We start from the raw sequence: 17,453 nt of genomic DNA on the forward strand, positions 1-17,453 counted from the left end.
ATCTTATATCAGAGAGGATCGATCATTGCGAGAGGATTTCAGGGGGTGCTATACTGTGGCATCGGTGGGTGATGGAAAACAGACAAGCCAGGACCATCCCGGGGACGCTCAGCCTCGGGCCGAGGAAGTGATTGCTGCCGTGTACGGCCGGATTGCGACCCTTCGGGATCAGGGCAAGGTGCCGACCTCAATTGTTCTTCCTCCTGCGGTATACCGGCTTATACAGGATTACCGCGCTCATCTGGGGGAAAGCCCCCAGGGGTTGCCCGATTACCTGGGAAAGTACGAGATCTTCGGACTGCCCCTCTATACCGATTCGTGTACCGCCATCGTTATCCGTACACAGCCGGGAGAATCGCCATGAGAGAGGCCAGCCGGTCCTGTGAGGGTCCCGCGTCAGAGCGAAGGTCCGGGCCTGTGACAGCCGGGAGAGGACCAGGGAGGGGATTGAGGGCCAGGGAGGGGATTATAGAGTGATAGAGGAACGCTTCATGCAAAGCATACAAAAAACAGGTTCTTGTCTCGCCAGGGTTCGTCCCGCGAAGGTCCGTCTTGTTGCACTAGCGGCCTGCTTCATGGCAGGCTTGGTGCTTTCTCCTTCTTCGGTCTGGGGAGAGGAATCCTTCAGAAACCTTCGTGGTGAAGGAATCGCTGTCGTTCCTTTTGAAAATCGTTCCGGCCGGCAACCCCTGGACAGAGTGGCTCGGGAGCTTACGGAGGCGCTGAAGCTGACCCTTCAAGTGAGCGGGCAGTTTGATCTTCGGTCGTTACCGCTCGAGAGGATACCTCCTGAAGGTGGGGCCCGTCAGGAGGCGCTCCTCCGGGTGGCCCGGGAGCGGCGCATCGATGCTGTTCTCTGGGGGGATTTCCAGGAAACATCCCCGGGAGAGGTCCTTCTCACGGCATCGATTCTGGATGTCTCCCGGGGGGTGGTTCTTGGGAGTGAGGAACGGCGCAGCTATGGTGACTTCGACATCGACGAAGCAGCCCGGGAACTCCTGAGAAGCACCGCTTCGGCCTTGCTGGGGTACCCTGTCCACTATGCGTCGCTGGTATTTCGGCCTTCCCGGGAGGGTGTGCCGTACCGGGTCTTTCTGGACGGGATTCTTCTGGGAGCGAGCCCCCCAGAGATTCGCTATGTCCCCGACGGTGTGCGTACCCTGGAGATCACCATTGCAACCAGTCGTGGCGAGATCCCGGTTTATGTGGCGGATCGTCTCCTGCGAGCAGGCGAGGTCCAGGAGATATCCTTTGCGCTTCCCGAGATCACCAGCCTGGAGCAGCGGGAGATTCAGGAGCTCCAGCGCGGAGCCTTCCACCTTCTGGGTGATCCCGCCCTCTACGAGCAAGCCCAAAGGCTGTTGCAGGAAAGCTCCCGGCTTCTTGCCGAAGTTCCCGAAGACCGCCTGAAACCGTCCCGGCGCGAGCAGGAACGGCTGGAACTGCTGTGGGATCTGGATCGGGAGTTCCATGGACTGAATCCGGGGAACTTCTCCCGCAGGAGTGAGTGGTATCGTCCGGGAGATCCCTTGCGGGGACTTCCCGTGGCGACGAAGTTGCAACAACAGATCGCCCGGGAGACCGTGGAAGCGGCTCCGGTGCGCCGAAACGCTCTGGCACTCTTCAGACTTCTGGAGTTGCGCTGGGCCGAGGCGCTTTCCGAAGAAGCCTGGGACGAGGCCGCCCTGGTTCTGGAAGACCTGGTTACAATTGATCAAACCTTTGAGTTAAGAGAAACCGAAGCTCTTGCCAGGCTTCGCCAGGATTATCTTTCCCTCCTGGTGAGGGCCGAGCAGCAGACGGGGCGGGGCAAGGTTTTTCCCCTCCTGGGGATTGGTGCCGGTCTGGGGGGGATTGCGGGGGGAGGCTACCTGCTGGCCACCGATGAGGCCGATAATTACAGCAACAGCCCGGGGCCGCTCTTTGACTGGAGCGAGTCCGAGCTGGTGGAGATGGCTGCCGGGGGGGCTCTTGTGGCAGGGGGGGTTCTGGCGATTGTCTCGGCGGTTCGCCTCGCCCGGGGCCGCACGCCGGGGGATCGTCTGCTTCAGCGCTGGAGCAGGGAAGAGCAGGGCCGGATAATTTCGGCGGCCGGGGATATCTTCTCTCGGACCTTCGAGCCAGGCCAGGGATCCTGGGTGATAATCCTGGGGCCTGCGGGAGAGATCGTCTCTTTGGGAGACAGGATCGTTACGCTACCAGCTATTGTCCCGGCGGAACAGGGTCGAGCCTTTTCCGTGCATCGCCCCTTTGTGGTCACCCGGGATCGGACCCGCCTGGTGCCCGAAGGCGTCTCGGTCATCGTGGTCGACTAAGCTTCGATCCTGCCGGTCGTCGGCTGTCAATCAAGGCCGAAGCCGTCCAAGGCCGGAGCTGTCCTCTTCCGTGCCGATTGCCGTCAGGAGCGTGCGACGGCGTTCCTGCAAAAGAGCCTCGATAAAATCCCGTGATCGTCGGGGGTCCTGGTGAAAGTGCAGGAGATGAGATTCGCAGGTGCTGTCGCTGGCGCCAAACCGGGGGATCGAGCTGTCTGCCAGAGGCAGAAAAGCCTCCACCAGCGACGCCTCGTCGCGCCCGGGGCCCCGAAAGGGAAAGGCCTCAACCCAGGAAGTTTCCTCGCGAAGATAATCGATATGCCAGTGCAGCTTCTTCCGTCCCCGCCGCCGGTGGCGGTTTATTCGCGCCTGGAGCCCCTGCCGGGCTGACCCCACGTAGAGATACCATCCCGGTGGATACCGGACCGTTCCAAGCGCTCCCGTGGGGATGGGTGTTTCCCGGCGGAGGTGAAGCATGATGGCGTAGCACCCCCGGTCATCCAGGTGGGAAGAGATCGCTTCCCAGGGTACGGTCATGTCCGTGCGCAGGGCCGTGATCTCTCCCGGGCCTCCCCAGGCTACGCCCAGGGGAATGACGGAAAGGACGTCTCTTGCCTGGGCGAGGGTTTGGGCGAAGGCCGGATCGGTGTGGACCTCTGGTACAAACCATTGGCATTCATCGCTGTGGATAATCACCAGGAGTGCTCCCCGGCGGCTTTGGGCCAGTTCCTCCACATGACGTCGTCCCCGTTCGGTCACGGCGTCGGGAAACATGGCAAAGGGGCCGTTGAAGAGGGTGCAGGACTTGACCTCCAGATACCGCTTCTCTCCTGTTTCGTTCTGGAGAAGGAAGTCCACCCGACTGCGGGTTCCCGGAAGAGGCACTTCGGCACGGAGGATCTTCCAGCCAGTCAGGGCGGGAATCAGTCCCTGATCGATCAGGTACTGCGCGACCCGGTTGGTTCGGCCCGTATCGAGATAGACCGTGCTCCCGTCAGGGCGCCGGGCGCTGACCACCTTCCAGGGGTGAATCGATCCCTCGCCCCCGGGAGTGACCGAGAGGATTGTGCCGGGAAGCAGTATTTCCCGCAATTTCCCCGGGTTGGGCAAGTAGGCTGAGGTTTCCTCTTCTTCGGACACGGGCTGTCCTCCGGGCGATGGTTCCAGGGCTATCTCCACGACAAACCGGTTTCGTCGGCGCAGGAAAGAGGCGGTGCGGAGATTCCCCGATGGAGCAAACGATTCTGCTACACCAAAAGAGATCAACCCGCTTGACGTTTTTTTTGGGTCCATGCTAGATTCCTTTCAGCAACAGCGCGAGCGTCGTATAATGGCTTATTACCCCAGCCTTCCAAGCTGGAGATGTGGGTTCGATTCCCATCGCTCGCTGATTTCCCTTCAATTCTTCAGTTCCATTTCCGAATCATTCATTACTGGGTATGAGCTCCCTTGGTATAGCTGGCGAGCGCTGCAGACCACGTTCCATGAAAGGTACTGGTTTTTTCTCTGCCAGGCAAAGACGCCCGAGCTACAGAAGGCAACAGACGGCAAGGATCAGGAGGATCTGCATGGAGACGGTGAATCTATCCATTTCAAACGCGGTTAGCATTTTTTTGTTCTTCACAGGCTGGTTTTTTCTGTTGCTTTTCACCCTTTTGCCGTTTCTTGAAGGGGCGTTCGTTGTACATGCCGGGCTTTACTGGTTCATAACGGGATATTTCCTTTTTATACCCATGTTTGCTTTTGCCATTCTTTCTGTCAGGAGAGAGGGGAGCCGCGACATCGAGAATATCAGGCTTTCCCTTGGAGTGCGAGGGTTTTCAAAAAAAGACCTGAAATATTCGATTGTCGGGTTGATCTTCGTATTCCTTTGCACGGGCATCATCTTTGGAATATCCGCAGCATTAACGCATAGATTCGGGATACGGCCACTTTCAACCACACCCTGGTTTATGGAATTTGAATCGTTTCAAGGTCATGAACGTTTCTTTCTTCTTTTCTGGTTCCCAATGTTCTTTTTTAATATTGCGGGAGAAGAAATCTTGTGGAGAGGGTATATTCAGACCCGATTGCGTGGTAACTATTCGTGGCTTCTTTGCTCATTTTTATGGATGGTTTTCCATATACCCTTTGGACTTGATTTGATGATTGTGCTGATCCCTTTGCTGTTTGTTATACCCTATGTGCATAAGAAGACCGAAAACACGTCCAATGCAATGCTGATCCATGGGCTGTACAACGGTCCCGTCTTTGTCCTGGTTGCCCTGGGGGTTATACAGTAGGGGAACCTCACTCGGCCTCTCTCCAATTTGGTGTACTCCCGACCGATTTCGGTGTACCATGGATCAGGAGAAAGGAAGCATCATGAAATTTCAACTCGAAGCCTATACCCTGGATCGCTTTGCCGACCGCGTCTTTTCCTTGTACGCAGATCGTCCTTCCCTTGCTTCTTACGGCAACGATCCTGTTACCTATCGCGAGATGCAGCAACAGATGGTGGAGCGCCAGGATCTCCTCCTCTCCCGGGGAATCGGCCGGGGGGACAAAGTCGCTATCGTGGGGACATCCACCCCGGAGTGGGCAATTTCCTATCTGGCCGTCATGACCATAGGGGCCGTAGCTGTACCAATTATGGAGGAGTTTCCCCCCGAGGATATCCGGGGAATCCTGGAGCGAGCCCGGGTGCAGGGCGTTTTTACCACGGAGCATCTGTGGAACGGCTTTGGCGGGGATCGTCTCACGGGGTTCCGGCTGGTCTACGAGATGCAGCAGAACCAGGTTCTTCAGGAAGATCCCGGTGAGCCGCGACAGCGAGAGCCCCTTCAGGAAGATGATCTCGCCGAGATTCTCTTCACCTCAGGGACAACAGGTTTCAGCAAAGGCGTCATGCTCACCCACCGGAACCTGGTCTCCAACCTCTTCGAGGGGCCGGACCTGGTGGGGTGCATCCACGATCACTCCCGCACCCTCTCGCTCCTGCCTCTGGCCCACGCCTACGGTTCAACTTCGGGGTTCCTCTCCATCATCTACAACGGGTCGGCCCTGTATTTCCTGGGCAAAAAGCCCACGCCCAAGCTTCTTATGTCGGCCCTGGCCGAGATCCAGCCCACCATCCTTGGTGGGGTTCCCCTGATCTTTGAAAAACTCTACGCCCGCAGGATCGCTCCCCTGATCGCCCGCAAACCTCTTTTTCGCTGGCTCGCAGCGGGGCCTCGGCGCAAGAAATTCCTCTACACTCTCATTGGCGCGCGGGTTCGCAAGAGCTTCGGAGGAAAGATCGAGTGTGCCATCATCGGAGGCGCACCCCTCTCCCGGGAGGTGGAGCTCTTTCTTCGGGCTGCCCGGATTCCCACCGTCCTCGGCTACGGCATGACCGAGGCATCGCCGCTGATCACCTTCAGCTCCCGGGAAGGCGTGAAGATCGGTTCGGTGGGCCACCCCGTCACGGATGTCGAGATCAAGATAGTCGATCCGGATCCGGCAACGGGCGTAGGAGATGTCTGGGTTCGCGGACCTAACGTGATGAAAGGCTACTACGAGGACCCCGCCGAGACCGCCGCTGTTCTGACCCCCGACGGGTGGCTCAAGACCGGTGACAAGGGATACCTGGACGAGGATTCCTACCTCTACCTCAAGGGACGCAGCAAAAATGTTATCATCGGTCCCTCGGGAGAGAACATCTATCCCGAAGTGATCGAGGGACTCCTGCTCCAGTGCGTCGAGGTGGACGAGGCTCTGGTCCTTGAGCGAGAGGGCAGGCTGGTTGCGCTGATCTATCCCTCGCCGGATCTGCTGGAGCAGATGAACCGCCAGGGTGCGGAAGATCGAACGAAGGCAGAGGCTCGCAGGAAGGTCGAAGACCGTCTGGAGGCGGTGCGTCGTGAGGTTAACGGGCGGTTGCCCGGTTATTCGCACATCACGGCGGTCCAGCTTCAGGAAACGGAGTTCGTCAAGACCGTGAGCAACAAAATCAAGCGCGCTGTTTACTACGACCAGGATCAGTAGCAACTCTCCCCGGCAGGGCCTGTCCTGAATCTCCCCGAGGCCTCGACGAGGCCCCCGGGAGGGATATATACAGGGTATAGAAAAAATATATCTGCCAATTCTCCTTTTCTCTCCGTTTCGCTTGCACCGCCGGGACGGTTTTTTTATTATCACCAGCGGAAAAACTATGGAGAAAAAACTTACAAAGATTGTTGCCACCGTTTCAGACAGACGGTGCGAGGTCGATTTTATCAAGGGCCTCTACACAGCGGGTATGAACGTGGTGCGGTTGAACACCGCCCACCAGGACCCCGAGGGATCATTGCAGGTAATCAAAAACACCCGGGCTGTCTCCGATGAGATAGCTCTCATGGTGGATACCAAAGGCCCCGAGGTGAGGACTCGCCTCACGGGATCGCCCTTTTCCGTCTCTGCCGGTGATACCGTTGTCGTCACCGATGCTCCCCTGAAGGAGAAAGAACTGGGCACCACCTACGAAGGATTTGTGGATGACCTCTCTCCGGGCAAAAGCATTCTCATCGACGATGGAAGCCTGGAGTTACAGGTCCTGACAAAAGAACCGGGCCGTCTGGTGTGCCGGGTATGCAACGACGGAGAGATCGAGAACAAGAAAAGCATCAACGTGCCCGATGCCCATCTGAACGTGCCGGCCCTTTCGGAAAAAGACATGGCCTTTATCGACTTCGCTATCGAGCAGGATCTGGACTTTATTGCCCACTCCTTTGTGCGGAGCGCCGGGGACGTGATTGCAATACAGAAGATTCTCGACGATGCCGGAAGCGCTGTCAAAATAGTCGCCAAGATAGAGAACCGCGAAGGGATCAGAAATCTCGAAGAGATCATTCCCCACGTAGCGGGGGTCATGATCGCCCGGGGAGATCTGGGGATCGAGATACCGGCCGAGCAGGTGCCGGCCTATCAGAAGCATATCATTGAGCTGTGCCGAAAGCATAAGCGCCCGGTGATCACCGCAACCCAGATGTTGCACAGCATGATCAAAAACCCCCGTCCCACCCGGGCCGAGGTCTCCGATGTGGCCAACGCTGTCTACGACGGAACCGACGCGATCATGCTCTCCGGCGAGACGGCGCAGGGATCGTATCCCCTGGAGGCGGTCCAGACTATGACCAGGATTTCCCGGGAAACGGAACGGGCCCGTTCCCATTTTTCCCGAACCCAATGGATCGACCCCGACACAAACCAGCGGAACTTCCTGGCCAAGACGGTCGACTCCGCCTGTCGGGAGCTGCCCATAAAGGCGGTCCTGAGCGATACCGAAACGGGCCGGAGCGCGAGGGTCCTCTCCTCCTACCGCATGGAGGTTCCCATCTTTGCCCGCTCTCCCAGCAAACGCGTGGTGAGGGAACTGAGTTTGAGCTTTGGCGTTTTTCCCGCCTATATGGAGTATCAGGCTTCCACCGACCAGTTGGTGGCCAACTCCCTGGCTGGTCTGCTCCAGGATGGAGTTATCGATGAACTCGATCTGGTGGTGATCATGGGAGGAGCCCCCGGGCAGAGCGAAGGGACAAACTTTGTCGAGATTAACAAAGCTTCGGCCTGTCTCCACCTCTACAGCGCGGGAACCCCCAAATAGCGGGAAAGATAAATTTTTCCCTTGTGACGGGCTTCGCCTCCCGGTATACTAACGTTCTTGTGGAAATAACTATCGTAAAGGTATTTCGCGATTTCATGGTATATGCGGGAGCATAAGGAGCCGAGACATGGGTGAACGTACGGAACTCAGTAAAAAAGTAATACACGCGGGAGTTTTCGGCCAGGTGCTGGTTGTGCTGGGCCTGGTGGCAGGGGTTGCAGGGTTTCCCCTGCCGGGTCTCGTTTCAGGAGTTCTGGGGGTCTGCCTTTCGGGCTGGGCCTGTGTCAGGGCCCTGCATCGCTGGGGGGACATCGAAGAGGCCTTTCGGAACTCCAGGGATCGGGACCAGGCGTTCCAGGATCTGAAAAGCAAGATTTTCTCTCTCGCCAGCAGGAATAGCGACAACGCCCAGGAACTCATCAGCAGCATTTTCAGCGCGCTGGAGATCAACGAGAAGATCCACCAGGGAATCGATGATATCGGCGGCCAGGTGGACCGCACAAAAGAGAGTCTTCGTTCTTCTTCTGCGGCGATTGAGGAAATTGGAGCAACCATCGAGGCCTTCACCAAACGGATCGATTCCCAGTCCTCCGCGGTGGTTCAGACCTCGTCGGCGGTGGAACAGATGGATTCCCATCTGGGGAACGTTTCCCGAATCGTCGACCAGCACCGGGAAAACATGACCGAACTGGTGGATCTCACCGGCAAGGGAGAGCAGCAGGCCGAACAGACCAACACCCTCATCGAGGGGATTCACAACCACATAGGAGCCGTCCAGGCTGTCATCCAGGTTATTAACAGCGTGGCCAGCCAGACAAACCTCCTCGCCATGAACGCCGCCATCGAGGCTGCCCATGCCGGGGAAGCGGGCCGGGGCTTTGCCGTTGTGGCCGACGAGATCCGGAAACTGGCCGAGACTACCGCCCAGAACTCCAAAACCATCGGGGGAACCCTGAAGAAGATCGTTTCCGAGATTGGCCAGGCCAAGGGGCTGGGGAGCGAAAACCTGGAATATTTCCGCAGCGTCCGCACCGATGCCCAGGAGATTACCCAGGCCTTTCACGAGATCAACCGGGCCACCGTGGAGATATCCCAGGGGAGCAGCGATGTCCTGAAGGCATCCACGGAGCTTGTCAACATTACCCGGGAGATCCAGCAGGGTGGCCAGGAGATCGCCACCAGTGTACGGGAGCTGGACGCGAGCGTTCGGGGAATCCTTGAGGCCAGTGCCGCAACGGACCGGAACTCCGAGCAAATCGACGGGATTCTCACCCTGAACAACCAGACCCTGGCTACCCTGGCTGCGGCCAGTCTCCACGGTATTGAGGCAGTACAGAACCTGGAGGGTGATATTGCCGCAGATTCCGGGTCCGCCATGAACTGCAAAATGGTGGCCCTGAACCACCTGCGCTGGCTCATGAGCGCTCGCCAGGTGATCGAGGGAGATGATTCGCGACGGACCTTTCCTTCGCCGGAGCTGGAGAAATGCTGGCTTTCCCGCTGGATCAAGAGTCCTCAGGGTCAGCACTACGCCGGAAGCCCTGCCCTTGAACAGGTCCAGGAGGTGCATCTGGAGTTTCACACCCTCCTGACACGCATCATGAACAATGCCCAGGGGACACCCGCAGGGCGGCGTTCCACCGAGCTTGAGCGCTCCCTGGAGACAGACTACCGCAGCCTGATGAAGTGCGCTGCCCGGTTCGTCGAAGCCATTGAAGCCTTTGGTCAGACCCGGGGCGTGCAGATCGATCAGGAGATTCCAGCGGCGATGGCGGGCTGACTGTTTCGGTTCAGGCCGTGAGGCTTCCCTCCTATCCCGTTTCGGAGATACGCCAGGAGCTCACGCAGACGGTTCGGACCTGTCCCCTGACGGTTCTCCGGGCACCCCCGGGAACGGGCAAGTCCACCCTGGTGCCGCTCTTTCTCGCCGAGGCTGTCCCGGGGGAGATTTGGTTGCTGCAACCCCGTCGTGCGGCCGTGCGGGCCGTGGCCCAACGGTTGCGAACCCTGGCAGGGGAGACCGCTCCTGTGGGGTGGATCACCAGAGACGGGAGAGATCTGCCCCGAAACTGCAGGATCCTTGTCATGACCGAGGGGGTCTTTCTCCGGCGTCTTGTGGCAAATCCCGAGCTCCGGGGAGTTTCCTGCCTTCTTCTTGATGAGTTCCACGAACGCTCTCTGGCGGTGGACCTGTCCTTTGTTCTGGCCCGGCAGGCCCAGGATGTGTTTGCTCCTCATCTCCGGATCCTGATTCTCTCGGCTACACTGGATGCTGCCTGGGTTCGCTCCCTGGGAGTGCCTGTGCTGGAGGCCGAGGCAAAAAGTCATCACCTTGAGATCCGATATCTGCCTCCTGGTCCGGGAGAAAGCGAGATCGACCAGGCTGCCGGGGTTGCTCTGGCCCGGCTTCGGCGGGGCAGGCAGGGGATACTGGTGTTTCTCCCCGGCGAGGGCGAGATCCGCCGTTGCCTGGAACGGCTGAAACGGAACGCCCCGGAAGCTACAGTTCTTCCTCTCTACGGACGGCAAACACCCGGGGAACAGAATCGTGCCCTGGAGCCTCCCAAAGAGGGTGAGCAACGAATTGTGGTGGCCACCAACGTTGCCGAGACCAGCTTGACCATTCCCGGGATAACCTGCGTGATCGACGGGGGCTTGCGTCGCCGCCCGGTGATTGACCGGGGAAGGGGAGTTCGCCGGATGGTAACAGACCGGATCAGCCAGGCCTCAGCGGTCCAGCGGGCGGGGCGGGCCGGCAGGACGGGGCCGGGCGAGGCGCTGCGGCTCTGGCCCGAGACGGAACAGCTTCGTCCTTTTGACCCTCCCGAGATCACCACGGCGGATCTGGCGGGGCTTCTTCTTGTCCTGGCGGCCTGGGGCGATATCTCGCGGGACCACTACAGCTGGCCCGATCCTCCTCCTGCGGAACATCTTCTGGAGGCGCGGGAGCTTCTTGCCGATCTGGGAGCTCTCGATCCCCGGGGAACGATCACCCCCCGGGGAGAGGCCCTCTACCAGCTTCCTCTGGAACCCCGTCTGGCTGCCATGGTTCTTGACGCCCGCGATTCTGCGAGGGCCCCTGTGCTGGCAGCGCTTCTGGAAGAGGGGGAGATCCTCCAACCCCACGCAGCCAGCCGTGCCGGGGCCAATCTGGAAGGGCGGCTCGAGATTCTGGAACACCACGATCTGGATCAGGGGAGCGAGAGCGACGACCTTCGCCCCGGTGCGGCCCGGCGAATCAAAACCGAGGCCCGGCGTATTCAGGGAGTCCTCCGGAAGATTCCCGGAAAACTCTCGGGAGAGGAGCGGGGTCGCGTCGAGGGATGGAGTGGCCTGCTGGTGAGCGCCTTTCCCGATCGGGTGGGGCGTCGTCTGGAAGGAAACCGCTACCGTCTGATCAGGGGAGGCGAGTTTCGGCTCTTGCCGGGGCGGGACGGCTTTGCCCCTGACTGGATTGTTGCCGCCGAACTCCAGCAGGGGCCGGCTGGCGCCTCGATACAGCTGGCCATGTCTCTGGAAGAGCCTCTCCTGTCCTCGCTCGTGGCTGACCGTGAAACGGTGCAGGACGAGTTTTTCCTTCAGGATGGTCTGGTTCGGGTTCGCCGGCAGCGATACCTGGGAGATATCCTCCTTTCAGGGACTCCCCTGGCCCTGAAAGAGGCGGGTCGGGCCCGGGATGCCCTGGTTGATCTGGTTCGCCGCGAGGGGATTTCCTGCCTGGGGTGGAGCGATTCTGCCCGGCGCCTTCAAAAACGGTTGATTTTTCTCTGGTCGCACCGGGTCCGGCTCGGGCAGGATTGGCCCGATCTCTCGGACCAGGGACTGGAAGAGACGCTGGATGAGTGGCTGCCTTCCGTCTTGTCGGATTCTCCGGGAGCGGATTGCCTGAAAGCGGTGTCCATGGTTCCTGTTTTGCAGGGCCGGGTTCCCTGGGATATCCTTCCGCTTCTGGACCGGCTGGCGCCGGACTTTTTCCGGCTTCCTGATGGCTTTCGCCAGCGTCTTCGCTACGAGGGAGACCGGTGGATTCTCTCGGCACGGATACAGCAGCTTTTTGGCCTGGTGGATCTGCCCCGGCCGGCGGGTATTCCTCTGGAGGTAGAGCTTCTCTCTCCCGCCCGGCGGCCCGTACAGCGTACTTCCGATCTGGCCGGGTTCTGGCGCTCTACCTATCAGGAGGTGCGCCGGGAACTCCGGGGGCGGTACCCCAAACACGCCTGGCCCGAGAATCCTCTGGAGATTCCCTCCGGAGAGGGCTCCCGATCGCGGCGCAGACAATAAAAGAATCGCGGGCAATCAAGAAAAAACTCGCCTGACACCGGATATTTCCGGAGTGAATATCCGGTGTATCTATTGTTCCTATCTTCTCTGATGGTTCAGAAAAAATTTCTCGGGAAAAGATTAAAAAAATTATGGCTATCATTGAATTTTTTTATGGCCGGGGTATGTTCTTCTGGAGTGGCTTAATCAAAGAGCATATATGAACAATAATTGTTTTTTTAAATTTAAAAAATGTCCTCTCTCAAAAAGTTTAGAAGGAGGTTGTTGCTGTCCTGAAAGACATTCTCTTGGGAGCCCCTCAGCACCATCTGCCGAGGGGCTCATCGCCCTGGTTACACAAGTAGGAGAAATTATTTTATGAAATTTCGATTGCCCGTGGTTGCGGTCATCGCTGTAGCGGTGATTATGACCTTTTCTTGCGCTGATCCCTTTGAATACAACGAAAAGCCGAACGATACGCCCCATGATCAGTTGGCCTATACGTTGCCCGCTCCCGAGGGGCTGGCCGCGAGTGCCTACGACGGCTTCGTGTATTTGTCCTGGAACCCTGTAAACAATGCCCAGCGGTACGCTATCTACCGGGGTATCCCCGATGCCACGGCGCTTCAGCTGATCGGTATTGTAGATGCCGAGGAACCCATGGTTTATCCCGCCGGGAGAGCCCCCACCGTGGGTGGAGGCACCACCTACATGGATTACGTCAATCTGGACAACCGGATGCAGAATCTGCAGTACAATTACGCTGTTATGGCCATGCGGAACAGCGGACCCGACGTATCGGACTTGTTGTATGCGGACAGCAAAGTCTCCCGCACGATCACCGTGGAGGTTCCCTCGATTCCGGAGCTCGATACGCCCCTTCCTGCCCCGGAAAATGTACGGGTTACTTCCCAGGGGTTCCGTCGTGTTTCCTGGGACCGGGTCGATCTGGCCAAAGGGTATCTGTTGATGAGCTTCGATCTGGGTGATACCGATGTTCGGAACGCTCTGGCCGAGACAACTCCCCAGGCGCGGGATCACAAGCTGATAAACGCTGGTGTTGTTATTGAGGCCGATGATACTCCTGGTGCCCCCTTTGAGGATATCCTCTGGACCAAGAATGCTGTCAGCCTGGATAATGGCCCGGAATACCTGTACCAGGGCTATATCTACGGTGTTGTTGCTTTTCCGTACGATGACTACTTCACGGCCAGCGGAGTTTCTCTTTCGGTCAGACCCGAAAGTATCCTCGATGGCCCCGGAGGCCTGACCGCCACAACCACCCACAAGGAAGAGATCATTCTGACCTGGGAAAAAGTTGCCGGTGCAGATACCTATGAGGTGTACCGATCTGAATCACCCGATGGTCCCTGGACTCTTCTGGAAAGCGATCCCGGAGATTTTATCACCTATGGCTCTGCTGAAGATAAGATCTGGTATTACGACCGCGATGAAAATCTCGAAGCCGGTGTAGGATACACTAAATCCTATTACTACAAGGTCCGCGGAGTTGATACAGGTGATGCCAGTGTTGTAGCTCTCTTTTCCGATATGGAAAGTGGAAACATCACCAACGAAGCTGGCACTATAACGTTGGCACAACCGGTGTTGTCGGCAACCTCGGGAACCTTTACAAACAAAATTGAACTCACCTGGCCTGCAGTGGACGAAGCTGAGCAGTACATCATCTACCGATCCAATAATCACGGTGCAAGCTACCCGGCCGACGGAACGTATGTGGAACTGGTGGGTCCGAGCGAGTTTGAGTGGAAGGAAGGGACCGAAAATACACTTTTCTACGAGGACGAGGATGTTGAACCAGGATTGGACGAACACCGCTACTACTGGTATATGGTAATCGCGGTGAAAGCGGACGGTAGCGTCTACAGCGAAAAGTCGGTGGCTGTCAGTGGTCACGTGGCTCCCTTCGATCAAGACGATTCCATTACCAACGTTCTGGTGGCCCCCCATATCGCATACCACTCCCAGGGTGGACAGGCTGGACAGATCCGGGTCCAGTGGCAGAATGTAGAGGCTGATCCTGTACAAGGTGCGCTTGGTGCCGAAGGGTACAGACTCTACTATTCCACTGAAGAAAACGGTGAGTATACCCTGATCTCCACGATCAACGGCACCACCTCTAACGCCAGCGTCGTCGGAGTAGGAACCTTGAGCGAGAGTACCAACCAGGGCTACGACCTTCGTATCGATATCCCGGTAGGAGACCTCTTCGTTCGGGGTACGGAATACTACTTCCGCATGAAATCGCTGAACCATACTGAGACCATGGTAAGCACCAGATCGAACGTTGCAAGAAACTTCCTGGACGGGTTGGACCAGGCGAACATCGCCCAGTCTAGCTGGAATAACGCCCAGAACCAGCTGGCGGTGCGGATCTCCGAAGCGGTGCACGGTGTGGATGTCCAGTACCGGCTTGAGCTACATAATGCTGAGTCGACCCCGGTTGACTCAGACGCTGCAGTGGAAACGTTCGTTGTCTTGGAAGTTGATCTTCTGGACGGCCATATTTTCGATCTCAGCGGTGTTGCTGATCAGGAATGGCACTGGACCATCCGTGCTCTGGATGCTGCCGGAACGCAGCAGCGCTCCTATTCTGATTGGAGTTCTTTCGAAAAGACTCCCTGATGATTGATTGAGGGATAGACGCCGTTTGAAGCGGCGTCTGTCGGGATACAGCAGGGCCTGCGGAAACTCTTTCGCAGGCCCTTTTTCTGCGTTGAACTTTAGTGTGTGCCCGAGGGCAGGCAGAAAATCTGAATGATTTCTCTTCAGAAAACTCCCTCCAGGTATAAAGAGATCGCGGGCAATCAAGAAAAAACTCGCCTGACACCGGATATTTCCGTTCCGGGGTGCTAGCTTTGTAGCGTGGGCAGGAACTCCTGCCGGTAATACCACATGACAAGGTTTTTTTCGGAACGCGCGCGGGGACTCAGGGTCTCTATGACAGCAGGGTTAATAGCTCTCCTCTTTTCCTGTTCCCCCGCCGGGATATGGCAGCAGGACGTGCGGGGTTTTGTCGACGATGGCCTCTCGCTGGTGACGATGGAGTCGCACCGCCTCTCCCGGCAGGGCGAGACGGCGCCGCTGCCGCGGGCGATCCCGGACCAGCCCCACACCCTGAGAATCACCCTGCGGAACCCCCGCGATTTCGACCTGGTCGTCACACTGGAGGTGGGGGATCAGGGGCTCTTTTCTGCCGAGCCCCAGCTTGTGGCGGTGGATAACCGCCTTCTGGAGGTCCATTTTCACCCCCGGGAGGATGCCCGCGATCACCAGCTGGCCTTTCGGATTGATCTTCGAGCTCCCGAGATCGGGCGAACCTTTCCCTCCCTGGAGATATCCCTGGATTGCCGCTATCCCGATTCCGATATCACCGTGGATATTGATTTGGCAACGCCGGGATCCCACGGCCTGGTGCTGACCCCGAACCCCCTCGAAGCGGTTCAGGGACAATCCGTGACGGTGGGCCTCGCCGGGGGATCTCCTCTGGCCGGCGGAAGCGATTGGCGATGGTATCTGCAGGGGGATGTCATAGCGGGCCAGACCGGGGCTTCCCTGAATCTGGAGACGGCAGATCTTCTGGGCGACTACAACCTGGGGGTCTCCGTGGTCTATGAAGGGGTTAGCTACTCGGGAGACGCGGTGATCCGGGTGAGGCAGAGCGATCTTTCGACCTGCACCGTCTGGTACGACGCATCCGGGGGAACAGGGGCTCCCGCCGAGAGCGATCACGCATCGGGGGATACCGTCACCGTGGGCGCTGCTCCTTCGCGGTCGGGCTACGATTTTCTCGGCTGGCAGAGCGATGACATTCCTCCCGCACCCGGCGGCCTCCATCAGCCTGGGGATACCTTCACCATGCCCCCCCGGAGCGTCTGGTTTACCGCCCTCTGGGAGGCCCAGGAACCGGCCGATATCACCGTGGATATTGATTTGGCAACGCCGGGATCCCACGGCCTGGTGCTGACCCCGAACCCCCTCGAAGCGGTTCAGGGACAATCCGTGACGGTGGGCCTCGCCGGGGGATCTCCTCTGGCCGGCGGAAGCGATTGGCGATGGTATCTGCAGGGGGATGTCATAGCGGGCCAGACCGGGGCTTCCCTGAATCTGGAGACGGCAGATCTTCTGGGCGACTACAACCTGGGGGTCTCCGTGGTCTATGAAGGGGTGAGCTACTCGGGAGACGCGGTGATCCGGGTGAGGCAGAGCGATCTTTCGACCTGCACCGTCTGGTACGACTCTGTCGGGGGAACAGGGGCTCCCGCCGAGAGCGATCACGCATCGGGGGATACCGTCACCGTGGGCGCTGCTCCTTCGCGGTCGGGCTACGATTTTCTTGGCTGGCAGAGCGATGACATTCCTCCCGCACCCGGTGGCCTCCATCAGCCTGGGGATACCTTCACCATGCCCGGGAACCATGTTTTGTTCCGGGCCTCCTGGGAGCCCGATCTGTTGCCCGTGGAGAATCTTCAGGGTTCTGCAAATCATGTGAGCCAGACCTTGTCCCTGACCTGGACAGATCCCGATTCCCCGGCCCTGGAGGGGATACAGGTCACGTGGGGCCCGACGGGCGGGTCGGAAAACGGCTCCTTCTCTGTTGCTCCCGGCGCCGGGAGTGCCCTGATCGCGGGTGTCACCGAACCCGGGGTTTATCATATTTCGGTCCGGGCCATATACGAGGGCGGCGGGGAAGCACCAGAACAGACGGTGCAGATACAGCGCGTCGATTACGATAACTACAGCGTCGGTGTTATTGGCCCGGCGGGGGGAGTTATCTTCTACGAGCACGATAATCCCGCGAGTGCGGGCTGGCGCTTCCTTGAGGCGGCCCCAAGGGGCTGGTACGGTCCGGTGGAAGATCCGAGGTATGAATGGATCGGGGGGGGGAATATCAATCCATTAATGGCTTGAGTTCCACGATCGGCACGGGTCTTGAGAACTCTCTTGCCATAGATCAGTGGCAGTCATCACAGGTAATGAACGCAGCCCGGGTCTGTCTCGCTCTTGAGATCAGCCACGACGGAGTTGACTACCACGACTGGTTTCTGCCCTCACGGAATGAACTGGCAGAAATGATGGGGTATAACACCTCCGACCCACCGGCCGGGGCGAATCTTGATCTGGATGTGATCGCCTACTGGTCATCAACACAGAATTTTCTGGAGCCCGATAAGGCTTGGACACGAAGTAGCACCAACGTTGAAAGTTCTGCCCATAAAGGTTTGCGATACACGGTCCGCCCGGTACGGAGGTTTTGA

Annotated in this window: 11 protein-coding genes and 1 tRNA gene; 11 read left to right on the plus strand and 1 reads right to left on the minus strand. The window is 58.4% G+C overall.

Annotation, left to right across the window (positions count from 1 at the left end; all coding sequences use genetic code 11):
* The first annotated feature begins 55 nt into the window (after positions 1–55).
* A complete protein-coding gene (locus BW950_RS10040; protein WP_076489166.1) occupies positions 56–364 on the plus strand; it encodes a hypothetical protein in 309 nt (102 codons plus the stop codon).
* A 127-nt stretch (positions 365–491) separates the two neighbouring features.
* Positions 492–2,315 carry a hypothetical protein gene (locus BW950_RS10045; protein ID WP_143559201.1) on the plus strand — a complete coding sequence of 608 codons (1,824 nt, stop codon included), beginning with the start codon at positions 492–494 and terminating at the stop codon, positions 2,313–2,315.
* A 30-nt stretch (positions 2,316–2,345) separates the two neighbouring features.
* Here the strand turns inward: BW950_RS10045 and sfsA are convergent, their stop codons facing one another.
* Positions 2,346–3,608, minus strand: coding sequence for a DNA/RNA nuclease SfsA (gene sfsA / locus BW950_RS10050; RefSeq protein ID WP_076489168.1), 1,263 nt, complete (start codon positions 3,606–3,608; stop codon positions 2,346–2,348).
* A gap of 23 nt (positions 3,609–3,631) precedes the next feature.
* Between sfsA and BW950_RS10055 the strand changes: the two genes are divergently transcribed.
* The 9 genes from BW950_RS10055 to BW950_RS10095 all read left to right on the plus strand — a co-directional run bounded on the left by BW950_RS10055 (position 3,632) and on the right by BW950_RS10095 (position 17,453).
* A tRNA-Gly gene (locus tag BW950_RS10055) sits at positions 3,632–3,704 on the plus strand.
* Positions 3,705–3,883: 179 nt separating this feature from the next.
* The gene (locus tag BW950_RS10060) at positions 3,884–4,597 is read left to right on the plus strand and encodes a CPBP family intramembrane glutamic endopeptidase (RefSeq protein ID WP_076489169.1); all 714 of its coding nucleotides are present in this window, start codon (positions 3,884–3,886) and stop codon (positions 4,595–4,597) included.
* An 82-nt stretch (positions 4,598–4,679) separates the two neighbouring features.
* Positions 4,680–6,320, plus strand: a complete 1,641-nt coding sequence (locus BW950_RS10065; protein WP_076489170.1) for an AMP-binding protein — start codon at positions 4,680–4,682, stop codon at positions 6,318–6,320.
* Between the two features lie 166 nt (positions 6,321–6,486).
* Entirely contained in the window at positions 6,487–7,914 is a 1,428-nt protein-coding gene (gene pyk / locus BW950_RS10070; RefSeq protein WP_076489171.1) for a pyruvate kinase, read from the plus strand.
* A 127-nt stretch (positions 7,915–8,041) separates the two neighbouring features.
* Positions 8,042–9,694 (plus strand): methyl-accepting chemotaxis protein, encoded by a 1,653-nt coding sequence (locus tag BW950_RS10075; RefSeq protein ID WP_076489172.1) that lies wholly within the window; start codon positions 8,042–8,044, stop codon positions 9,692–9,694.
* A gap of 17 nt (positions 9,695–9,711) precedes the next feature.
* Positions 9,712–12,195: an ATP-dependent helicase HrpB gene (hrpB, locus tag BW950_RS10080; protein ID WP_076489173.1), complete on the plus strand. Its 2,484-nt coding sequence runs from the start codon at positions 9,712–9,714 to the stop codon at positions 12,193–12,195.
* A 357-nt stretch (positions 12,196–12,552) separates the two neighbouring features.
* On the plus strand, positions 12,553–14,820 hold the full coding sequence (locus tag BW950_RS10085; RefSeq protein WP_076489174.1) for a fibronectin type III domain-containing protein: 2,268 nt from the start codon (positions 12,553–12,555) through the stop codon (positions 14,818–14,820).
* Positions 14,821–15,135: 315 nt separating this feature from the next.
* Positions 15,136–17,106 carry an InlB B-repeat-containing protein gene (locus BW950_RS10090; protein WP_159438778.1) on the plus strand — a complete coding sequence of 657 codons (1,971 nt, stop codon included), beginning with the start codon at positions 15,136–15,138 and terminating at the stop codon, positions 17,104–17,106.
* Positions 17,067–17,453 carry an Lcl domain-containing protein gene (locus tag BW950_RS10095; RefSeq protein WP_083943928.1) on the plus strand — a complete coding sequence of 129 codons (387 nt, stop codon included), beginning with the start codon at positions 17,067–17,069 and terminating at the stop codon, positions 17,451–17,453. Before BW950_RS10090 ends, BW950_RS10095 begins: the two co-directional genes overlap by 40 nt.

The sequence above is a fragment of the Alkalispirochaeta americana genome (assembly GCF_900156105.1).
GTDB lineage: Bacteria > Spirochaetota > Spirochaetia > DSM-27196 > Alkalispirochaetaceae > Alkalispirochaeta > Alkalispirochaeta americana.